General features: G+C 30.3%; 2 pseudogenes. Both read left to right on the plus strand.

What is annotated here, in order from left to right:
- Nucleotides 1-255 precede the first annotated feature (255 nt).
- Nucleotides 256-351: pseudogene (locus AC1DJR_RS32260) on the plus strand (sporulation transcription factor Spo0A); the annotation flags it as partial.
- 153 nt (nt 352-504) lie between these two features.
- A pseudogene (locus AC1DJR_RS32265) lies at nt 505-750 on the plus strand (hypothetical protein); the annotation flags it as partial.

Raw genomic sequence — 750 nt, forward strand, 5'->3', positions numbered from 1 at the left:
AAATCCTGACTATTATATTTAATCTTTTTAAGACTTGCTTTAAGGTGTAGCATTTGAAAAATATCTAATCATGAGTAAAAAAGCTTATGTATAACCTGCATAAGCTTTTTTAATGTCCATTACCTTTTTTTATTGAAAGTACTTTGAATAGAAGATACAATCAGATTTAGGTAAGCGATAAACCTTATACTTCTAACCAATAAATAGAAGCTTTTAATAATTGTTATGAAATATACAATGCCTTGATATAGTGATGGTTATACAGTATACATGTCAAAAGCAAAATCTACGAATTCTGAGTTCATCGCAATGGTTGAGGATAAGCTGAGACTTGAATATAAGGCTTCGTAAACGCTGATATAACAGTGTTTTTGATTGTTTAGCGGTAATGTAAAGTTACCAACAAATTTCTTTTCGTACCAACAAATAATGTTAATGCATTTTAATAAACACCGTCTTTTATTGGTTTGTAAATCAAACTAATGAGAGGCGGTGTTTTTTGTTTTGACTGAATTTGAATTACAGCTAGGTAATTTTATGCTGTACTGTTCAAGTAAAAACTTATTGACTAAAACGCTGAAAAGCTATGATCAGACTCTAAATGGTGGAGCACACAACAGTGAAGAGTTCTTTAAAAACGATATAAAAATAGTCAGTGAATCACCTTCAAAAATTCTAGGTGTAAAAACAGTAGAATACAATATGCCTAAGTTAAATATGGATGGCACTCCTACAGGAGAGTATGGAAAT

This window comes from Bacillus sp. 05T31 (assembly GCF_056396725.1).